Annotated in this window: 16 protein-coding genes; 4 read left to right on the top strand and 12 right to left on the bottom strand. The window is 56.4% G+C overall.

The window, feature by feature from the left end:
* Positions 1–117: 117 nt before the first annotated feature.
* Positions 118–774: a DCL family protein gene (locus JKP78_RS01595; protein ID WP_200625920.1), complete on the bottom strand. Its 657-nt coding sequence runs from the start codon at positions 772–774 to the stop codon at positions 118–120.
* A gap of 210 nt (positions 775–984) precedes the next feature.
* Positions 985–1,470, bottom strand: a complete 486-nt coding sequence (locus JKP78_RS01590; protein WP_200625919.1) for a hypothetical protein — start codon at positions 1,468–1,470, stop codon at positions 985–987.
* Between the two features lie 278 nt (positions 1,471–1,748).
* Between JKP78_RS01590 and JKP78_RS01585 the strand changes: the two genes are divergently transcribed.
* Entirely contained in the window at positions 1,749–2,219 is a 471-nt protein-coding gene (locus JKP78_RS01585; RefSeq protein ID WP_200625918.1) for a helix-turn-helix domain-containing protein, read from the top strand.
* Positions 2,220–2,900: 681 nt separating this feature from the next.
* Positions 2,901–3,824 carry a ribonuclease H1 domain-containing protein gene (locus JKP78_RS01580; RefSeq protein WP_200625917.1) on the top strand — a complete coding sequence of 308 codons (924 nt, stop codon included), beginning with the start codon at positions 2,901–2,903 and terminating at the stop codon, positions 3,822–3,824.
* A 19-nt stretch (positions 3,825–3,843) separates the two neighbouring features.
* On the opposite strand, the gene JKP78_RS01575 is transcribed toward JKP78_RS01580, so the two are convergent.
* A complete protein-coding gene (locus JKP78_RS01575; protein WP_200625916.1) occupies positions 3,844–4,824 on the bottom strand; it encodes a DNA-binding protein in 981 nt (326 codons plus the stop codon).
* 215 nt (positions 4,825–5,039) lie between these two features.
* Between JKP78_RS01575 and JKP78_RS01570 the strand changes: the two genes are divergently transcribed.
* Positions 5,040–5,969, top strand: coding sequence for a tyrosine-type recombinase/integrase (locus JKP78_RS01570; protein WP_200625915.1), 930 nt, complete (start codon positions 5,040–5,042; stop codon positions 5,967–5,969).
* 131 nt (positions 5,970–6,100) lie between these two features.
* Here JKP78_RS01570 and JKP78_RS01565 read toward each other — a convergent pair whose 3' ends face one another.
* The 4 genes from JKP78_RS01565 to JKP78_RS01550 form a co-directional block, all read right to left on the bottom strand.
* Positions 6,101–6,865, bottom strand: a complete 765-nt coding sequence (locus JKP78_RS01565) for an 8-oxoguanine DNA glycosylase OGG fold protein (protein WP_200625914.1) — start codon at positions 6,863–6,865, stop codon at positions 6,101–6,103.
* A gap of 195 nt (positions 6,866–7,060) precedes the next feature.
* The gene (locus tag JKP78_RS01560; protein ID WP_200625913.1) at positions 7,061–8,434 is read right to left on the bottom strand and encodes a UvrD-helicase domain-containing protein; all 1,374 of its coding nucleotides are present in this window, start codon (positions 8,432–8,434) and stop codon (positions 7,061–7,063) included.
* A complete protein-coding gene (locus JKP78_RS01555) occupies positions 8,421–10,139 on the bottom strand; it encodes an ATP-dependent nuclease (protein WP_200625912.1) in 1,719 nt (572 codons plus the stop codon). Before JKP78_RS01555 ends, JKP78_RS01560 begins: the two co-directional genes overlap by 14 nt.
* Before the next feature lie 214 nt (positions 10,140–10,353).
* Positions 10,354–10,701: a hypothetical protein gene (locus JKP78_RS01550; protein WP_234454430.1), complete on the bottom strand. Its 348-nt coding sequence runs from the start codon at positions 10,699–10,701 to the stop codon at positions 10,354–10,356.
* A 262-nt stretch (positions 10,702–10,963) separates the two neighbouring features.
* Here JKP78_RS01550 and JKP78_RS24975 point away from each other — a divergent pair, with 262 nt between their 5' ends.
* On the top strand, positions 10,964–11,248 hold the full coding sequence (locus JKP78_RS24975; RefSeq protein WP_234454428.1) for a 3'-5' exonuclease: 285 nt from the start codon (positions 10,964–10,966) through the stop codon (positions 11,246–11,248).
* A gap of 206 nt (positions 11,249–11,454) precedes the next feature.
* Here the strand turns inward: JKP78_RS24975 and JKP78_RS01540 are convergent, their stop codons facing one another.
* Genes JKP78_RS01540 through JKP78_RS01520 form a run of 5 tightly spaced genes read right to left on the bottom strand, consistent with a single transcriptional unit; the run spans position 11,455 to position 16,755 of the window.
* Positions 11,455–11,919, bottom strand: a complete 465-nt coding sequence (locus JKP78_RS01540; protein ID WP_200625911.1) for a hypothetical protein — start codon at positions 11,917–11,919, stop codon at positions 11,455–11,457.
* A gap of 45 nt (positions 11,920–11,964) precedes the next feature.
* Positions 11,965–12,705 carry a Qat anti-phage system TatD family nuclease QatD gene (qatD, locus tag JKP78_RS01535; protein ID WP_200625910.1) on the bottom strand — a complete coding sequence of 247 codons (741 nt, stop codon included), beginning with the start codon at positions 12,703–12,705 and terminating at the stop codon, positions 11,965–11,967.
* On the bottom strand, positions 12,705–13,970 hold the full coding sequence (qatC, locus tag JKP78_RS01530; RefSeq protein WP_200625909.1) for a Qat anti-phage system QueC-like protein QatC: 1,266 nt from the start codon (positions 13,968–13,970) through the stop codon (positions 12,705–12,707). The genes qatD and qatC overlap by 1 nt, the downstream gene beginning before the upstream one ends.
* Positions 13,967–14,806 (bottom strand): Qat anti-phage system associated protein QatB, encoded by an 840-nt coding sequence (gene qatB / locus JKP78_RS01525; protein WP_200625908.1) that lies wholly within the window; start codon positions 14,804–14,806, stop codon positions 13,967–13,969. The genes qatC and qatB overlap by 4 nt, the downstream gene beginning before the upstream one ends.
* Positions 14,806–16,755 (bottom strand): KAP family P-loop NTPase fold protein, encoded by a 1,950-nt coding sequence (locus JKP78_RS01520; RefSeq protein WP_200625907.1) that lies wholly within the window; start codon positions 16,753–16,755, stop codon positions 14,806–14,808. The genes qatB and JKP78_RS01520 overlap by 1 nt, the downstream gene beginning before the upstream one ends.
* Positions 16,756–16,960: the final 205 nt, after the last annotated feature.

Raw genomic sequence — 16,960 nt, 5'->3', positions numbered from 1 at the left:
AACGCCCGATGAAGGCGTTTGACCTCATCCGAGCGTCACTACAAGCAAGGTTACTCAGTGTTATCTGGAGTGCGGAAAATCTGCAGTCAGATCGCTGAAGCTAACCCAAGTCAACGTTCATACCTGGTCGACACGCTCAGGGAGTGCGCCACCCTTGAGCAGGTTTGCAGATTTGCGACTGGGTTGGAGGTGCGCATGCTTAAGATGATACTCCACGAAGGCGTCTGAGATTGAATGATCGACCAGAGCCAGGTTCATTCCATTCCCTGTTGTCTCCAGCGAGGACAAATCGATTTGGTGCGTTCTGCAGAAATGAGCAAGCAGTTGCCAGAAAGGCTCGCTGTGATCGACGTGGAGATCATTGGGATGAACAATCATTTCGTGACTGATGGCGCATTCCACTGGGTAGGTCAGCCGAGCTCGGAATGAATCAAGCTGAGGCCTGACAGCGAATCTTAACGCCTCACAAACCTTGCCGTGTGCAGACTGCGCTACGCCGGTGATGCATTTCTTGTACGAAAAACTGTCCTCGCTTCCATCAGTGCGCACCAGCCTCAATCCACGCCCGGCGAGAGTGTTCCTCGCGATGAGAAAATGATCGACTCCAACACCGATCTTCCGTTCAGCGTCAGGATGCAGCGCCAGCAGTAGGTGGAGTTTTTGGATGGCTTCTGAGTTGCGGATCCTCCCCAGCGGCGCTTTACGTAGAAACTCTTTTAATCCATCGAGCAACGCTTGCTTCGAGGGATACTCGAACGGCCCTAGCCAATACATCCTTGCACCTCTTCTCAGTCAGTTTCACGAAGCGTCCGAATGGCTGAAGCAAGGGGCTAGCTGCGGCACTGCTTCAGCCGCTGGCATTGTAGCGAATTGCACCAGGAGTACATCCGTACTCCTGGTGATTTGTGTTCACCGTGGCGCCATCAATTCAGTGGTGCGGGCTGAAAGGACGTGAGCGAATGCTGTGAGCGAAGCTCTGGTCGCTCAACTGAAGCCGAGCTGGTTGAGTTGGAAGCGGAGGTAGCTCTCCTTTAACACCTTGGGAAAGGCTACGGACAGTTTCCAGATGACGTAGATGAAACCAACGGGGACGATGACCCCTAGGTACCCACCCATCAGCAATCCGACGAAGCTCAGAGGCAGGAAGAGCAATGCGAGTACGAAGGCGCTCCAGCGCATTTTTCTGATCCAGCTTGCGAAGCCGTTTTCCTCATAGATTTTTTGCCCGTCCGTTGTCTGGATCGCGAACAGGATGTGGCCGAGACGACCGAGTTTTACAAAGAAAAACTTGCCCTCCATGCCCGGTCGCAGGTAGGACTCCACCAACTGCCCTACCCCAATTTTCTTCATCAATTTGGTACCGCCTGCCTTCAGCGTGAATCTAAGGTAGGTGTACTCAGAGCCGTCAGGCTTATCGCTCGATGGGCCTACAACTTCTAATTTCCCGGTTACGAAGCTGACGTCGGACATGTTTCCACTCCATTGACTTGGCGTCCTGAGCCAACTCGGCTCAATGACGCCCAAACGAAACCCTGCCTGGCCGTTGTGACACAGGCGGGCACCTTGAAAAGGGGTCTTTTAAACACGGGCCGTGCCATGCGAGCGGTTGGCGCGGCGGCTTTGCAGACGACTACCCTGTAATCCGCCAAGCACGTGGCGCATGGCCTAATGCCATGCGGTAAATGGCACTATATTGCATAGTTCCGTAGGTGGCAATGTGGCTCCATCCTCAGTTTTGAGGAATCGTCATGCCATTGATGCGCCCCCTTGCCGCCGTGCTTCGGCTTGTCCGCGTTGCGCGTGGCTTGTCGCAAGAGCAGTTCTCCGGGTCGGTTGAGGCACGTCATATTCATAACCTCGAAAATGCGAAGGCCAGCGCCACCATTTCCACGCTTGAGACGCTAGCCGAGCGCCTGGATATCGATCCGGTGGCACTGCTTGCCTACGCCTCTCGGCTGGAGAAAGGCACTTCTGCTGATCAATACATGGCTTATTTGCAAACCCAGATGCGGAAAATTACCGATCTTGGAATCGAAGAGCATATCGAGCAGCATTACCGGGACGGCGATGTCGTTACGCACAGTCCTGGGCGTCGGACAGATCCTGCAAAGGTCAAAGCGGTTTTGGATGCAAAAGCTGCCGGCCAATCCAAGCGTGAGGTGGCAGAAGCGCTCGGTATTCCAAGGTCAACGGTCAACGACATCTGGAACAGGGGCTAACAGATGGTTGGCTTGCACACCGATGCCTCAGTGGCCTGGCTAATCTGCAGCAAACCGAAATTACAGCGTTTATGAGCACCCGGAAATCCAACCCGTCCGGCTCTATCACCTCTCTGCAGAAGCCATCGAACATGATGCTCAGGAGCATAAGCGCAAGCCGGACTGGATTTAAAGAAAGCATGGGCAATGGCATTCTCCGCCTGCAATCTTCGATTCAGGTACCGGTCTAGGTTGCTGGCGCGAAGCGCCGTTGGTGGAGCGTCTCAGAGGATGGCAATCATTTGAGTAGACACATGGATGCGATTCCTCGCATCACAAGCGACCTTAATGGGCTCATGCCGAGGCTGCAAAGCCGTTGGTGATCCTGTTTTTGAGGGCGCAAGCCTACCCGCAGATCATAGGGTGGGATGAGTGTCGGGGTAAGCTAGGCAATCGGCAGATCGTCCCGTTCATTGAGTGCGGGATTCGGGGGGCCATCTCTCTCTCTGATACAATTGAGCACCTCCGCGTCGATGAACCTTTTTACGAGAACGCGAAGGTGATGGCGCAGATTTATGCTCAAATACCATTTGCGAGGCACCTGAGCCCTGAATCCCCGGATTGGGGCTGCCGCAGGTGAACTGGTCTGAGCTATGAGGGGCATCCCGAGAGTGTCGCAACACAGGAATAAGGTAGGCCAAGATGGCTAAGAAGCCCCGTTTCTACGCAGTTGTAAAAGGAAGGAAGCCAGGGATTTTTGACAAGTGGGACGGGGGGGCACGCCTTTCCACTGATGGCTTCCCAGGCGCTTCTTACAGGGGTTTCAGCACACTCCCGCTGGCTGAAGAGTGGTACCGGCAGGCCTCCACCGGGCCTCAGTCTCTCCGCTCAGTGGTTTATCACTTCCGATCCGAATTTGAGCCGACCCCGTCTGCGCCAGTGTCGCAACCAGCGCTGGAAGAGCTTTCTATAGCGAAGCAGCACATTGTGTATCTGATCATCGATCCTGAGACCGATGAGCCCTTCTACGTTGGTGAGACCAACGACTTTGAACGACGCAAAATCGCGCATCTGCGCAGCGCTCAAAGACAGGCTGACCTACCCGCTGCAAAAAGAAGCAAGCGAGCAGCAGCCAAGATGGCTGAAATTTTAGCGACAGGCCGCGAGCCTGCGTTTAAGGCTGTCGAGTTCTGTGAATCCAAGGAGTCGGCATTGACCGCTGAAAGTGCCTGGGTCAAGCGGTGCGCTGAGCGAGGCTTCAGGGTGTGGAATCGCACCTACGAGCACCGCGAGATACAAGAGTTGTATCGCGCAACGGAAAGCGCCGGTGCCATGGGTCAAGAAGTGTCCTTCAAGCTTGGCCCGCACAGCTATGCGTCCCGCACGGAGCTCAAAGATAAATTGGCAGCGTTTGTAAATGTGGCGCCGCTTGGCTGGATCACTCACCCGTTGGCCATCGAGAAACTAAGGCTGCTGATGGGGGCTGCCGGTGGTGCCGATCAGGACGTGCAGTTTAAGGTTCGCATGGGCCCAAGCGGTCGAGTAATTGAATTTGTCTCTTCAGGCGGCGGGGGCGAATTGTTTGACTTCGAAGAAGCAATTGAGCGCTTCGTGTCGCCCGCCTAATTCTCCTCTTCCCTTCGCGCTACTGAGCTGACGCCGCGGTGCGTAGCGCTTCATTCTCAGCCTTGGCCTGATCGAGCAGCTGTGCCGTTTGCTTGTCACGGATCTCCAGGGACGTGATGGTAGCGCGCAACTCGTCGGAGGCAGTGGCAAGTGTCGACATCTGCTGTTGGAGCAATTCTCGAGCGCCCTCGGCACGTGCGGTAGCGGCATTGGCGATGCCGATATCTGCCCTCAGGCGTTCGATGGTATCTCGGTGCTGTGCCCCTTCCCGAGCTTGCTGGCGGCTTTCTCCGATCAAACGCTCGTTATCCCGAATCATTCGAGTCAGCTCGTCCTGTTTTACTATCAAAGTCTGCTGCAGCAGCGTGAGCTCTTGCTGTACCTGATGAAGCTGAGACTCGTGCCGGCGCTCATCCTGGTCACGTTGGTCTTTCGCTGCAGTTCGGTAGTGCTCGAGGGCATCCCGGGCATGCGTGTGTTTTTCTTCCAGTGAACGGATCTGTTGATCTTTCTCTTGTACGCGCACTTCCAGATCGGTGCAGCTTTGGCTGATCCGGGCGTTGCGTGTGATCTCTGACTGTAAGGTGGATTGAGTGGTCTTAAGCTCTTCGCCCTGAGCCTGAAGAGCCAACTGGAGTCTGGAGGCTTCTTGCTGGCTTTTCTCAAGCTGTACTTCCAGTGCCCACTTGCCCTCTTCCAGCTGCTTGCGCTCGTGCGCAAACGCGACGCGCTCCTGAGCAAGCGCTTCGTTTCCTTCCTCAAGCAGGCGCTGAAGTAGCGACCCCACGATCGCGTTTAGCTCGTCACTCAAGCGCGCAGGAGAAGACGCTGGGCGCGAATCAAAAGCTTCTATTTCCTTCAAATAGCGCTGAATTGTTGTTTTCGAGCCGGTATTTCCCAGCTCAATGCGGACTGCATCGATACTGGGGTTTTGCCCTCTGGACAGCAGTGCCTCGCGCGCCTTGCGCACCAGAACCAGATTTATGCCGCCTCTAGCCATCTCAGCTCCTACTATTTCGTACTGTGTTACGTGTCATGTAATTACGTGCAATTTTATCATCAATGAATGCGTTGATATCCATGAAATCTGATAAGACATAATCGAGCATTATCTCTTGTCAGCTATCTGATGGGGGGTAAAATGGGTGGTAATGCAGTATTCAGGGCTAGATAGCGCGACGGTGGCCTGCTGGCGCACCATTGCAAGGTAGGGGCATGAGCAAGGCGGATCGGTATTTAGAAGCCAGCGTTCGGGTTAACACCTCAAAGAGCTACGCAGCTGCGATCAACCACTTCGAGGTGGCGTGGGGCGGCTTCTTGCCCACTACGGCCGAATCTGTCGTGCGCTACATCGCTGAGTACGCCGATCAGTTGGCCATCAGCACGCTGAAGCAGCGCCTAGCTGCATTGGCTAACTGGCACCAGACCCATGGGTTCCCCGATCCAACCAAGGCGCCTAAGGTGCGACAGCTCCTCAAGGGCATCCGTATGCTTCATCCCGTCCAGCAAAAGCAGGCGGCTCCCCTGCCCTTAACGCAGCTGGAAAAGGCCGTTGCTTTCCTGGAGCGGGAAGCGGTTGATGCGCGAGCCAATGGCGATATGCAGGGCGTGTTGAAGTCGACCCGGGACATAGCACTGCTCACGATCGGTTTCTGGCGAGGCTTTCGAGGTGATGAGCTGTCCAGGCTGACAGTCGAGAACACTCACGCGGAGCGTTACGTGGGGATCAGGTTCTACCTGGCCCACAGCAAGAGCGATCGACAGAACGTTGGGCGCGAATACAAAACGCCCTCACTCAACACGCTGTGCCCTGTTGAGGCCTACCTGAACTGGATTGAAGCTGCCGGCATTGTGCGAGGCCCTGTGTTCAGGGGGATTGATCGGTGGGGCAATCTCAGTGAGACAGCCCTTGCAGCTCACAGCTTGATTCCATTGCTAAGGGGGACGCTGGAGCGGTGCGGTCTTCCCTCCGAGATCTACAGTGCGCATTCGATGCGCAGGGGCTTTGCCACCTGGGCGGCGAGTTCGGGCTGGGACACGAAGACGTTGATGGAATACGTGGGCTGGAGCGACCTCAAGTCCGCCTTACGCTATGTCGAGCCGGCGCAGCAGTTCGGGGGACTCGTCCGGAGGCTGGAAGGTTAGCCACCTACATCTTCGTGATGTGTAAACAAGCAGGTCATGCTTCGGTACATGATTGTTGTCCTGAGCTCCGCCCGCGAACCTTAACAGCAAAGGTTCGCGGGTTTTCTCGATGACGCCTGTCAGGCAATTCCTTAAGGGTAGAAGTTCCAGGTTGGCCCAGTCCAACCAGCCATCACCTCAGCTCGCCATGGGTGAGGTACCTTTCCTCCGCTGCTGAACAGCCGTTCCTCGACTTGGTGAGCAGGCCATCCGAGGCTCGCCGCCAGTCCATTCACCTGATTGCAGTAGTCCACATAATCAGCTGATGTCACTTTATCGTCGACGATTACACGAAGCACTTCAGGGGCTTTGAGTCTCTGAGCTTTCGCTGCCGAGGTGTAATCCTTACGTACCGCTGGGTACGCACCCTGGCCACTCAGTAGGTGCATGCTTCGCGCTGTCCATTGATCCAGGATGTAAGCGTTCTGCGATGGCGCAGCAAAAAACAGAATCTTGGTGAAGTAGGCGGGCCCCATGCCTGGCAGGCTTTTCTTGTCCCTGAGCAGTGAGAACGCCTGAAATCCTGAGGCGGGGGTATGCCGCCCTGCCCGCACATCGGTACAGACCGCTAGGCAGTTTTCGCGCGCAGCCCAGATCCGCCGACCGTTACCCCGCTGCATCCCTCCCCAAGCCATCGTGCTTAAAAAGCAGGTTTCGACCGAGGCTGAGGTATTTGCCCAAAGCGCTCTCAATGCCGAACGGGATAGTGGGATCTTGGACAGGCCATGCAAGCTGCCCAGTCCGGGCTGCACAGACTCCGCCCAGTCGTGCGGTGATGCGCCAGCCCAGGTGGTTGGAGGTGTAATGTTCAAACGCTGGAATAGTGAGACTTTAGCGGGATCGAGTGCGGGAATCATGGCAGGGCCTGGATCGTCCTTGTGGGTGCCGGCATTATGGCATGACGTCTCTAGCTTCAGTGCTACTAACCACTGCAGCGAAAATCATGTGGCACTCTTCATTAATAGAGATGGAGTCAGGCGGCAGCCGTCGGCCATACCGAAGAGTGGTTGCGTTCCACCTCTCTAGGCATCAAGCGGTGATGTCACCGGGCTTTACAAGTTCGGCACCGGAAACTGGAGTATCGGGCTGCGGGAGGAAATGGTGAGCGAATGCCTAGCCCTGGAGATGGCCACGTAAAACAGCTTTGCTGCAGCGAATTGCTGCCTGACGAAGTGGTTAGCATCCGGGATCAGAACATGATCAAACTCCAACCCTTTGAGCAACAGCGGGGTCGATATCGTTCGAGCAACAGGCGCCCTGCCCACAATGCTCAAGCGGTGCCTTACTGCTTCGCACGCTGCGACCATACTGCTATGCCTACTGGCGGCCACATCGCTGATCGCCCGCCTCGCATCACCAAGCAACTCACCACGGAAAGCGCGGGCGGTGACTTGCGCTCGCTCTAGCCTGATCACCTCAAGCGCATCACGTGCCAGGCCCGTCTGACAGAGATGGTGCCAAGCAGCTGGCAGCGTTGCGTCCAGGGTAACCGCCGTCGTCGGAGCATGGGTCATGACGTCTTCCAGCAACGTCCTTAGCGCCTGACCGCGCATGTGGGGATTTTCCTGCGCCGCGTCCCATGCCAACGCGAAATCGATCAGTCGCTGCGCTGCAATTTCCTCAATGGACTGATAGGCACCACGCGTTACCTTCGCGAGCTCGTTGCATGTATTGCGCCAGCAGTAAATGGCGGCGGTCGAACCGACGCGCTCATTCATACCATCGAAGAACAGGCTCATGTCGAACGGATCACTGCTCTGTACATACGTCAGCGGCCCGTCGCGCAGATCGATAGCCTGACCGTTCTGAAGCTTCAGCCTGGTTTGTGCAATCCAATCGCCTAGAGCTGGATTGCTGTTTGCCCAGCGATGCGGCACCTGCAGCTCGTAGGCGTGGCTGAAGTAGTTTTCAACACTGCCAGCCCAACTGATCCTGGAGGATACGAACTCGAAAATACCTTGCATCGGATCCCCAAAGATCACCGTGGGGACGATGGACGATAGCTGCATCGCAATCGCGTGCTGGTGTTGCTCGCAGTCCTGATACTCATCGATCAGGATCCGATCATATGAGGCCCGGATCACTCGCTGGACAACCGGGCTAGTGAGCATCGCTAAAGCGCCCAGATAGACGGCATCCCAGTCCCGCCCCCTGGGATTGAGCGGGGGCTGATTCGCACGGCGCGGGAAAGCTTGTACGTAGCGGCATGCCCAAGAAGCGATGGTGTCCACCGAGACAGCCTGGCTTGGAACAAGCAGGCGCTTGAGCCTTGCCCTTATTGCATGGACACCGGCGTGGGTATGAGTCAATACCAATGTTCGCTGTCCCAGGGCTGCAGTCTTGGCGATGAGTTCTGTCTTGCCATGTCCGGCTGGGGCGATGACGGCTTGGCGACTCAGCGCGAGAATGGCTTCAGGCGTCGACATAGAACCACTGCTCAATACTTAGGAGACACTGCGCCAGCGGTGAGCCAGGATTTTCCTGGATGATTTTCAGCACTACAGGCGCTATTGCTCGACCGCGCTCTTCGTTTTTTAACCATCGCTTATCGATCGCCAGGGCCGCCAAGGTTTGTCGATGTGCCCAACCGCTACCTTCTGGGCCCCAGGCACCAAAGTCTTCATCGACCGTAACCCCGGGGAACGCACCACGTAGATGATCAAGCAGGGTTGGCTCACTGATACCCTCTACAACGACGCCAAAGAGATCTTCCACACTGCGGTCAGAAGCCGCCAGAAACACGGCCTGCTCAGTATTAAGAGCGTTTACATACTCAAGCACGCGCACCTGCACGCTCGCGAGATACGCGGCCCACCTTTGATCCAACACTCTGTCCGAGTCTCTGAACAATGCGACCTGGTAGCCCAGCCCTGCCAGAGCTGCGGCCAAGGGTGGGGCCGCAGCACCCTGTCCATTAATAATGGCGCCGCCTAGTTGTTCGATCGGCACATCGGCATGCCTGCCTGCATAGGTGTCTCGTAATCCGAGCATGAGCCCTAGCTCAGTGGCCCCCTCGCAAATCAGGATCCGTCGGGCGAACAAGGCACGGGGCGCGTGCTTCATGATCCGTGATAATTCCCCTCCTTTGCTGGCCTGTTTGATTTCGGAAGAGGACTGGGGTGTTCGGTGTGCCACGAACAGCGCCGGTGGTGGGAGCTCGCCAATGACGACATCTGAGTGGGTCGTCATGAGGATCTGTCCTCTGGGGAGGTAACTCGCCTCTGCTTCTGCTTGCCACTTTCGTAGCTGTGCCATTGCCCCCATGACGCGATGCGGCTCAAGGCCCTGCTCAAGCTCATCAACCAGCACGATGGCACCTTCACTGATCGCAGAACGTTGGACGGCCAACGTGGCCAGCCGTCGCGTACCTAGACCTGCAAGCCGGAGGGGCACCACGCCATCATGCAGGGCAATTGAACCTGCGTTGAATCCACCTCGGCCCAGCTCCAAGTCAGGGCCGTACTCGGAGCTGACATATGCACCGAGCTTACGCGCGGCTTTTTCGGCCTCGCTGGCCGCCTGAGAAAGCTCAGGCACCGACTTCAAGTTGGCGCTTGTCCTGGCCGTCCGATAAGCCTGGGCAAGCAACTGAGCGGTTTCATCGTTCGCGCCAGTGATCTTTGAAAGCACGGAGCCCTGAGCCCACGTAAGGTGCCTTGCCTCATCGCCAGCCAGGCGGACGAGGCAGAACATCGCCCTGTCCCTGTTGGACAGTATCCTGGGGACAGGATAACGATCACAAACAAGCGACCAGACGGGCTCCATCGTGGCGTCGACAGACAGACGAACCGTCAGTACCGGCTGATCAGCATCCTCCGGCTCATCATTGATGTTACCATCAGTGGCAAGGCCACGTAGGTACAGCCCGAACCTGCCGTCGGAGAGCAGCGTATTCGAAAGCTCGCTAATCGTGACCTCAACCAGGATCTCTTGGCTTGTGTCGACCTCATGGAAATCAGCTTCGTTGAAGGTGATCCAGCGCGGAGACAAAGCAGCTTCTGCAGCATCTAGAACCGTGGTCTTGGCGCTGTCGCCGACGCCGATAAGGCAGCAAATGGATTGCCCCTGCAGCGACCAATCGAGGTTCTTGATACCCCGAAAATTCCTTACCAGTAAGCGCTCGATCCGCATTGTGCACCTGACTGATGGCCCAGTGCGGTCAAGCGTAGCCGCTCATCCTTGGGATGCACAAATTGGAAAGGCTTGTGGAGAGTTGCAGTGTTGTTTAGGGCTACTGCTCGGACTAAAGCAGTCGCAGATGCCCAAGCACCAATCACTTTACTCCAATGCAAATGTTATCAAGAGGTGCTCCTCCCTCCAGTGCCTAACGGCCCAGTCATACACGTCAGCACGCGCCAGCGCTTGTCTGAAGCTGGTTCTTCGCCTGAGACAGCTCGGCCTCAGCCTGGCGAACCTCATTTCTGACTCCCGTCCACATCAACACCAGCGTGGCGATTTTCTCGCGGCTGGCGCTCAGCTCTTCGCCCATGACCGCCAGCTCACTCTCAAGTAGCAGGCACTGCTGCTCCAGCAACTCCTCTCGTGAAAAAAAGGCAAAGCTATCGTCAGCGATGTCTTCGTGGTGTGTCATGGCGGAACTCGTCAACAGAATGGAGTACAAATGTTCACCTTTCGAGCTTAGCGACATATACTGTATGAATAAACAGCTCCTCGATGCGATGGAGCGTTCCATGCTGAGATACCTGGTAGCGCGGAGGCTGCAGTTTGAAGCCTCGTGATAGAGTGTTTCCCGCTCTAGCACGCGCTTGAGGGCCCCTTCTCACTGAGGTTGAGCCGAAACGTGGAAATCACTGAGGGCATGACAATTGGGTAAGCACAGGTACTGCATATGACGCTGAAAACGTCGTTCGCCACAGTCCTCAAAGCTATTCGGAGCAAGCGACATATCTCGCAGCGCGACTTCGGACACATCAGTCGCACGTATCCCTGATAAGATGGAAACCATCGAGCTTGGTCTAGTCGTTATTGATCAACAACAGCGTCGCATGGTGGTCATGTTCCAGAGCTTCGTCCGCCCCCGCCTACACCCCCAGCTCACGCCGTTTTGCAAGCACCTCACGACCATTGAACAGAGTGACATTGATACTGCTCCTGACTTTGCCGAGGCCATGCAGCGACTCAATGATTTCGCGAGCGGCTACACCGGCGCTGCTTGGCTGTCTTGGGGCAAGTATGATGCGACGCAGATACGCCGACGGAACAATCAATCAGGTCAGTAGCCTCCTCGAAAGCATTCCCTACTTTAACGTGAAGGACTGGTTTGAGCAGGTGCATGGGGAATGGCCTGGTGGTCTGAAGCCCACTGTCGAGCCACTAGGATTGGTGTGGGATGGTACCTACCATCGCGGTACCGATGATGCGAGAAATGTGGCAGCTGTGGTGTTTCAACTTCTTGGCCAACGAGCTCAGTGAATCAATCCATCCGTCAGGGAGCAGTCAGGAACTGTTCCCACAAGATGATGCACTCTCGGGCAAGCTCTTGAACGTCGAATGGCTGGCCGTTGCTCTCGACGCTGTAGCTGCACTGCAGCACCTGTCCACCTCCATTACCTACGAGCCACGTAGAGTAATGTGTCTGTGGTTCTGAAATCGTAGGCTGATGGCTGGAACGTGGTGTGCGCGTGAGCTTGCAGTGCTTGGAGCCATTCGCTAGATCGGCACAAATTCTAAGCGGCTCATTGAGATCGATGAACGCATCGATATCTCGGGCTTTCATAGATGTCCTGTCTTGGTGGAGTGCCCAGTCCCTGACGTGGTGACAATGTATGAAGAACGAAAGGACATCATCGAAATATGCCTCTTCATCATGGCCAAGTGAAGAGAAGACGCCTGCGTACAAACGCTCGATCCTACTCAGATAGCGCTTGGCTCTGTTCAGCTGTTCCATCATTAGGTTCTGTCCTTGAGTTCTGAATAACACCCTCGTTACCGCGGTTCAGCTTTCCGAGTGGATGAGGCTGATTAGCCTGCGCGAATTCGACTCCAGAACATGCATGGCCTCAGCAGGCGTAACGTCCCAAGCGGCTGCCAGCAACTGAGCGGTCTGGACTGCACTCCAGGGCATGACGCTGGCGCCATCAACCTGAGCAAATGGCCCATCGCTTTCGGGGACGACCCGATCGCGTGGGAGTTTCTTGGCCAGGGCCTGGCCCGCTGCTGAGTTGAAGGCTGCAGGGCCAATGCTGAACCAACAGCCTTGTCCTGCCGCAGCCTTGAGCTCTGAGGCGGATCCTGTAAACCAGTGCAGCACCGCAGTCCCGTAACCAGGATGATCGTCCAGAACCGCCAGCACATCCTTCACGGCCTGGCGTGAATGGATGCTCAGCACGCGACCGCCGAGGGCAGCGCACTGTGCCACGACGGCGACGAACACTTTGCGTTGCACGTCGTAGCTGGTTTGGAAGCGCTTGGAACCGTCCAGGCCGACCTCTCCCACTGCCCTTACCTGCCTGATCTGCTCAAGCAGCATGTCGAGCTCCGCGTGACGGGTGCCGACGATCTCCGGGTGCAATCCGGGGGTGATCAGCACCTTGTCGCTGCCACCGAGCACTTTGCTCGTTGCAGTGAATGCACGGGGGCTCGTGGTGACAAGCCACGTGAACTCATTCCTGTCGCGTGCCTGCGCATAAACATCGCGGGCATTCGGGTACAGGTCGAGGTGGCAGTGGAAATCCATCAAAGTACGCCGTCTCCAATCAGCAAAGCTTCAAGCTCTTGAATACCATTCGTGAGCACTGAGCGATACTGCGGACGCTCCTCGACAGAGGCAAACGCGAGCGATGCACCCAAGAACCTGTCTATGCCCTTCGACCTGGTCGTCAAGATGGCCAAGGCTACAGCCATCGGATCATCAGGGCCACTCGACTTGTCGCTTCCAACCAGGCTTGGATACACATACCTGGTGCCGTCATTTCCGCCTGTCCATGCGGTGAACGCAGCGCGACGAATCATACAAGGCACGCAACGCCCGCAGTGCGTGCGGTTGTAGGTGCGGAATCGACCGCAGCTTGTAGTATCTGATGCCAACTGGCGAAGACGCACCGGGTCAAGGCAGTCGTTCATCATTTCGCCCTTGGTCTTGAACCGATAGGGCAATTCCAGCTGGACATGGACACCTACACCATCCAGCACCTGCTGAAGCTTGCTGATGAACAGTGGATGTGTAGTGCGGGTGCTCAAGCTCGATACGCGACCCGGAACAAGCGGCGGATTCACACAGATAAATCCGTTCTCAGGAATGAACAACGTAGGGCGAGGGTCGTTCAATCGCGATGCCGCAAGTACGGCAAAGGCATAAAACGCCAACGATCGGGCACGCGTTGAAGGTTCTTTGGGGCCTTTGAAGCTAATGCCGTGACTCCACTGGTAGTGGGCGCCATCGCCGCCTAACAGCTGCGCATAAGCGCGCTGGCGCTGCGAGTCCTCATGCGCCAGCTGAGAGACAAACAAGGGGCGTCGCCCCTGAGCGACTAGATCAAGTCCACCGATCAAGCTATCCAGCCCTCCGGATAGCAACGAAACACAGTCCTGAGGTTTTGCAACGAATGTCCCTTCAGGTGGTGGCATGCCGGCGCCAGTGAAGTTTAGCCTCCAGTAGTCTCCCGTCAGTACCTTGAGCAACTGCTCCAGTTCGGTTTTGTAAGGTTCCCATCGAAGTGGCTCGTGGAGGCCTACACTCAGCTCAATTGTTCGCGTCCAACCATCGGCGCTGGTCTTGCGCATGCTACAGAGATCAGTGGCGCATACAGCCAGGCAGAGCTGAACGAAATCCCAAGTTGCAGGACTAGGCCGGAAACCCTTGCGCTTGAGAGAGCCATGCCAGCCTTTGGCGATGGTACCAACGCCATCACGTCGGGCAGACTTGAAGTACGAAAAGGCGCGTTCACCCGGTTGTAGTTCAGCGGGCAGCAGGTCTGCGCGGGCACAAATTACCTTGATCATTCGGCAAAGACCTCCAGGGCGCTCGTAAGAACAGTTTGCGCCAGCGTCTGGCAGTCCAGTCTCAGTCCTGCAAGGCCTTCCATAATCCGCTCTACCTCCCCTTGCACCCATTCCCGGATATCGTTTCGTAGCTCTTGCACCTGAACCGGTGAATACTTCAATTTTTCGTAGGCCTGTCCTAACTGCTCATCCATCCGGTTGCACACCTCGTTGCCGATTGTGAACCCGATTACCGAGGCAATTTGCTCATCGGTCAGAGAGAAAATATCGACGTTTGGGTCTAGCTCATACAACTGTCCCAGCGCGTCTGAAGCAGCATTACGCAGCGACTCCTCATCCATGCTGCCCGTATCGGGCAAGACTTCCTTGATGAGCTCCAGCGCAAGATCAGCTGCCGAAAGGTTTTGTCCACGTACGCGCTGTCGCCAGTCAATGGCTTGCTGCGTGGCGCCATCACGGACGGCACCCAAGAACTCCCCGAGACGCCCGGCACCTTGAGCGGCACCGCCCATGGTGCGCGCTGCTCGAGCCGAACCCCCCATGCCTTTGTTGATCATGCTGCTGGCGGCGCCGCGAAGTGCATCTCTGCCGCCCCCTGACAGGTACTTACCCAGTTTGGCGCGGGCCGGCATGAAACGACGATCAGGGGCTACATCGCATTCCTGGGCTGTCTCGGCATTACCGTCTTGGCCATCAGGCACACCTTCGGAGTCACCCGCATCGGTGGCATCGTCACCAGGCCCTGTTCCCGTGGCACTGCCATCCCCTTGATCCAGCCATTCTGGGTCGAAGGGTGAGCCTGCTTTACCACCACTGCTTGAGGTTGAGGTACCCATCAGTTTGCCTTCCTTAGCGCCAAATCGATTGCGTTTTTCGTGTTCTTGCCGACCTCGGGGTTGTCCTTCCAAGACTTCAGTACATCAGTTGCCCATGGTTGGTTGGCAAGCGACGGAATGATTCCCGGCCCGACCGCTTTCGATGGCGCTTGGGCAAGCAAAATAGATGCTCGCTTGCCCAAAGATGGGTGCACTTTGCAAGGTTCGATCAGCATGACCAACTCGGATTTGCCTTTCCAAGTGCGAGACGTAGCGGTGCCCTGCCAAGCCTTGACCATCGCGAGTTCAGCCTGCGTGGTATCCAGGGCACGGATTGCATTGGTCAACGGTTCGTTGCCGCCTGAGGCTGTCTTCAGCATGTCCCGGAGCTGTCGCGAAGCAGGTGTCATGTTGTCATCGCCGAAGTCTCGGGTTGCCGAGTCGCGACTGAGGTGAAGCAGTGGGCGCAAGTCCCTAGCCCCCAACGCAGGGGCTAGTTGCAGCCACTCCCTGACAAAAAACTCATCCGGGAAATTCTCAGGCAGTTCTCCGCCGCCGGCGGCAAGAGACTCAGCTTCCAAGAGAATGGCGACCTCGCCGTCATTGTCCGAATTCACCAAGGAGGACAGCGTTTTGGCGAGGTCTTCATTGCAGCGTTCAAGCAGGTGCCACTTGGCCAACGCTGGGACATCCAACGTGATCCCTTGGGGCGCTGCCAGTGACTGACGCAGAAACACCGTGTTCAGGAAGCGCTTCATCAGTCGAGGGTTGGCGCTGATGGCGGTGGAGTTGAACATCAGCGGTGCCAGACCTTCAGCAAGCTGCATGAGTTCCTGCAGTCTGAGTTCACCATCGACGAGCTCAAATAAAAAATCGCTGGTGATCGTCTCACCCTGCCAGCTTTGACTCAGCCTTTTCGGGATGAGCTGTTTGGCATTCTCAAACTTGTCTTGCGCGAACGACCCAGCCCTGGCCTCGCGCTCGAGTAATAGCAGCACCAGGTAAGCTTTGGCCTCGTTTACACCCAAACGAGGCACGTGCAGGGGTACCTGAATAAGCTTGTCAAAGTAGTTGGTCGCGATATCGTCGTTGATATCGGTACCCTCGAAGTGCTTCTTGACCGCCCCGCGAATAAAGTCATTGTCGGCTGCGATCACGAATGCCGTGCGCTTTAGGAACAGCAAAAGCCGGATCGACTCCAGCGTCGAGATAGCCGTTTCAGGCAGACACCTGTCCAGGTCGTCGACAAACACCACCAAGGTCACCCCGAGCTCCCCGAGCAACTGCTCCAGCGCATCGCGGAATGCCTGAATCTCGTTCGGAAGAGACATCGGATTAGCCGGGTTCAAAATGCCGAGCGATTTGAGACCAAAATAGTTTGCAGCCCCTTCGTCATCGCCGTCCTCAGCCTCTGCGCCTTTTGCGCCAGCCGCCTGGTCATCTCCAGCATCCCCTGGTGAGGATTTGAACCAGCCCATGGCCTTCACGACTGCTTTACCCACTGAGCCTATGGGCAACCCGGTCTTGATAGTGAGCGCGGCCTCAGTGCTGACCTGTACCAGCTTGAGCAAGTTGATCCTGCGCATCAGGTCGACAGCTTTGTTCCAGAGGGTTTGATCACCTTTGGCTAACTTGAGCACCTCATCGCCGACGATTTGCAGCAATGCACTGCGAGCGCTCTCAAAATCTTGGTAAAGCCAGGGGTTGAACGTGATGACGACGTAGCGGGTGTTCTGAGGAGTGTCTGCAGCACCTGCTTGGCCTGCAGTAGCAGGGATTGCGCCAGCAGCTGGTAGATTTTCCAGGCGCGAAGCAATCATCTTCACCAAGGAGGATTTGCCCGCACCCCAGCCGCCAGAAACGCCGATCGAGATGGGCTCGCCGGCACTCTGTCTCAAAAGGCTCGCGCAAGCGTCAGCGACCACCCCAAAATTCAGGTAGTCCGTCGTGGTTTCGTTATCGTGCCACATGAGCTAAATCCATTTTCTGAGGCGATCGAATCGTCGACTACGCGGATCCATCGCGATGAGAGGCAAGCCCGGATTGTAGGCAAAGCGATAGCCATATGCCATCCGCTTGCGGCATTCGGTAAGGTTTTGCAAAGAACAACGAGCATCGCCATTGGATGGCTATGGGCTATGTGGATACGCCGCACAATCCAGCAGGGCCGGAATG

Source organism: Pseudomonas sp. LAM2023 (genome assembly GCF_016620375.1).
In the GTDB taxonomy this organism is placed as follows: domain Bacteria; phylum Pseudomonadota; class Gammaproteobacteria; order Pseudomonadales; family Pseudomonadaceae; genus Aquipseudomonas; species Aquipseudomonas anuradhapurensis.
This window is presented reverse-complemented; position numbering and strand designations above follow the sequence as displayed.

Coding starts and splice junctions, on each gene's coding strand:
- JKP78_RS01595 (WP_200625920.1), bottom strand. CDS start 774: ATGTATTGGCTAGGGCCGTTCGAGTATCCCTCGAAGCAAGCGTTGCTC.
- JKP78_RS01590 (WP_200625919.1), bottom strand. CDS start 1,470: ATGTCCGACGTCAGCTTCGTAACCGGGAAATTAGAAGTTGTAGGCCCA.
- JKP78_RS01585 (WP_200625918.1), top strand. CDS start 1,749: ATGCCATTGATGCGCCCCCTTGCCGCCGTGCTTCGGCTTGTCCGCGTT.
- JKP78_RS01580 (WP_200625917.1), top strand. CDS start 2,901: ATGGCTAAGAAGCCCCGTTTCTACGCAGTTGTAAAAGGAAGGAAGCCA.
- JKP78_RS01575 (WP_200625916.1), bottom strand. CDS start 4,824: ATGGCTAGAGGCGGCATAAATCTGGTTCTGGTGCGCAAGGCGCGCGAG.
- JKP78_RS01570 (WP_200625915.1), top strand. CDS start 5,040: ATGAGCAAGGCGGATCGGTATTTAGAAGCCAGCGTTCGGGTTAACACC.
- JKP78_RS01565 (WP_200625914.1), bottom strand. CDS start 6,865: ATGATTCCCGCACTCGATCCCGCTAAAGTCTCACTATTCCAGCGTTTG.
- JKP78_RS01560 (WP_200625913.1), bottom strand. CDS start 8,434: ATGTCGACGCCTGAAGCCATTCTCGCGCTGAGTCGCCAAGCCGTCATC.
- JKP78_RS01555 (WP_200625912.1), bottom strand. CDS start 10,139: ATGCGGATCGAGCGCTTACTGGTAAGGAATTTTCGGGGTATCAAGAAC.
- JKP78_RS01550 (WP_234454430.1), bottom strand. CDS start 10,701: ATGGAACGCTCCATCGCATCGAGGAGCTGTTTATTCATACAGTATATG.
- JKP78_RS24975 (WP_234454428.1), top strand. CDS start 10,964: ATGGAAACCATCGAGCTTGGTCTAGTCGTTATTGATCAACAACAGCGT.
- JKP78_RS01540 (WP_200625911.1), bottom strand. CDS start 11,919: ATGATGGAACAGCTGAACAGAGCCAAGCGCTATCTGAGTAGGATCGAG.
- qatD (WP_200625910.1), bottom strand. CDS start 12,705: ATGGATTTCCACTGCCACCTCGACCTGTACCCGAATGCCCGCGATGTT.
- qatC (WP_200625909.1), bottom strand. CDS start 13,970: ATGATCAAGGTAATTTGTGCCCGCGCAGACCTGCTGCCCGCTGAACTA.
- qatB (WP_200625908.1), bottom strand. CDS start 14,806: ATGGGTACCTCAACCTCAAGCAGTGGTGGTAAAGCAGGCTCACCCTTC.
- JKP78_RS01520 (WP_200625907.1), bottom strand. CDS start 16,755: ATGTGGCACGATAACGAAACCACGACGGACTACCTGAATTTTGGGGTG.